General features: G+C 60.2%; 1 protein-coding gene. It reads left to right on the top strand.

Annotated features, from left to right (window positions below):
- Nucleotides 1-120 precede the first annotated feature (120 nt).
- Entirely contained in the window at nt 121-2,193 is a 2,073-nt protein-coding gene (locus tag FHW96_RS25805; RefSeq protein ID WP_172343429.1) for a recombinase family protein, read from the top strand.
- The last annotated feature ends 32 nt before the right edge of the window (nt 2,194-2,225 follow it).

Below are 2,225 nucleotides of genomic sequence, written 5' to 3' on the forward strand. Positions count from 1 at the left end.
AGGCCCCGCAATGGCAATCCCTCCCACCGCGGACACGCCAGGCATTGACGCCGCTGATCGTGCGCCTGCTTCTCGAGCATATCAACGGCGCGCCCACCCTGGAACAGCGGGAGATGCAGGATGACCTTTGAGAAGATCGGCCCGCAGCATCTCGAACGCAAAGCGATCCTATATGTTCGGCAATCGTCGGCCCACCAGGTCCTCCACAACCGGGAGAGCAGTGCCCTCCAATACGCAATGCGTGATCGCCTGGTCACTCTGGGATGGTCACGCATCGAGACCATCGATGAAGACCTTGGTCGATCGGCCGCTGGAGGCGTGACGCGCATCGGCTTCGACCGCATGGTGGCAGAGGTCTGCCTTGGCAAGGTTGGCGCAGTGGCGGCCCGGGAAGTCTCACGTTTCGCCCGTAACAGCCGGGACTGGCAGCAACTTATCGAGATGTGCCGCGTGGTCGACACGGTTTTGGTCGATCAAGAGGCGGTGTACGCCCCGCGCCAGGGCAACGACCGGCTTCTGCTCGGCCTGAAGGGCAGTCTCAATGAGTATGAGCTCGATCTTCTACGCCAACGTTCGCTCGCGGCCCGCTATGAGAAAGCTCGGCGCGGGGAACTGGTGGTTACGGCCCCAGTCGGCTTTGTAAAGGCAGGTGACCGGATCGAGAAGGATCCCGATCGCCGGGTTCAGGAAGCCATCACCCTGGTTTTTGACAAGGTGACCGAACTCGGCAGTGCGCGGCAGGCGCTGCTCTGGTTCATCGAGCATGGGCTGGACCTCCCAGCCAAACGCAAGAACGGCGATGTAGAGTGGCGCAGGCCGAGCTATGCAACCATTCACCGGATGGTCGAGAACCCGATTTACGGTGGCGCCTATGCCTATGGTAAAAGTCGCACCGCTGTTGGATACAATGGCAGCGGCATGCAATCGCGCAGTCGCCGCAAGGCGCGGGAGGAGTGGCTGGCACTAATCCCTGGTTCGCACGAAGGCTATGTCAGTTGGGAGCGATCGGAGATAATCCGCAAGATGGTGAGCGACAATGTTCCCACAAGTCGGCATCACGGGGCGCCCAAGCACGGTGATGCGCTGATCGCCGGTCTCATTCGATGCCGGAGATGCGGGCGCAAGCTGACCGTGCGCTACACTGGCGCCAAACATGATATTCCGCGCTATTCCTGCTGGCGCGGGCTGCTCGACAATGGCGAGCAGCGCTGCATCGCATTTGGCGGACTGCGCGTCGATGATGCGATTGAACTGGCGCTCCTTCCGGTTCTCGAACCTGGGGCGATCGCAGCCGCCGTCGATGCAGAAGCACAGGCCGCCAGTCGCCGCGATCAAATCCGCGATGCATTGATGCGCGATTTTGAAGCCGCCCGCTACGCGGCTGATCGGGCCTTCCGGCAATACGATGCTGCCGATCCTCAGAACCGGTTGGTAGCGGCAGAACTGGAAGGGCGATGGAACCGCGCGCTCGCGCGCGTCAGTAAAGTAGAAGCGCGGATCGCAGCTCACGATGCCTCAATGCCTCGACCAGAGGCGCCGTCCCTGAAGGATCTCGACGGCCTTGCCGCCAATCTCAAAGCCGTTTGGAAAGACCAGCAGACCGACGGTCGCTTGAAGAAACGCATCGTGCGCACTTTGATCCAGGAAATAATCGCTGACATCGACAAGGATGCATCCGAGATCGTTCTGCTGATCCACTGGGCCGGTGGCGTCCATACCGAGTTACGCTTGCCCAGACGTCGCAAAGGGCAGCGTAACAGCCCCCCTGATGACGTTATTGCGGCCGTGCGCCAACTCGTGCTCATCGCCAATGACGATCTGATCGCTGGGATACTCAATCGGAACGGCCTGCAAACGGGACATGGGAACCGGTGGACGCGCGAACGAGTCACCGCGCTGAGATCCCATCATAAGATTCCAGTTTTCCGCGCAGAAAGCGATGGCGATGCCTTATGGCTGAACTTGAGCCAGGCCGCCCTCCATATCGGCGTGACCCCCAAGACACTCCGAGCTGCTGTCGAAGCCGGTGAGATCGAAGGCATCCACCCTCTGCCTGAAGGGCCATGGATATTCAGCCGAAACGACATCAGCGGATCTGCTGCCCATCAACTCGCAAAGCGCGCTCGACAAAACCCAAAATACCCCACGGGATCACATCCCGACCAGCAAAGCCTATTCCCTTCAGCTACATAGACAGGTGGGTGTAATGAAGCAGGATTGTAGTA

Source organism: Novosphingobium sp. SG751A (assembly GCF_013149295.1).
Taxonomy (GTDB): domain Bacteria; phylum Pseudomonadota; class Alphaproteobacteria; order Sphingomonadales; family Sphingomonadaceae; genus Novosphingobium.

Excerpts from the sequence above, each read along its gene's own strand:
- FHW96_RS25805 (WP_172343429.1), top strand. The coding sequence starts at position 121 with ATGACCTTTGAGAAGATCGGCCCGCAGCATCTCGAACGCAAAGCGATC.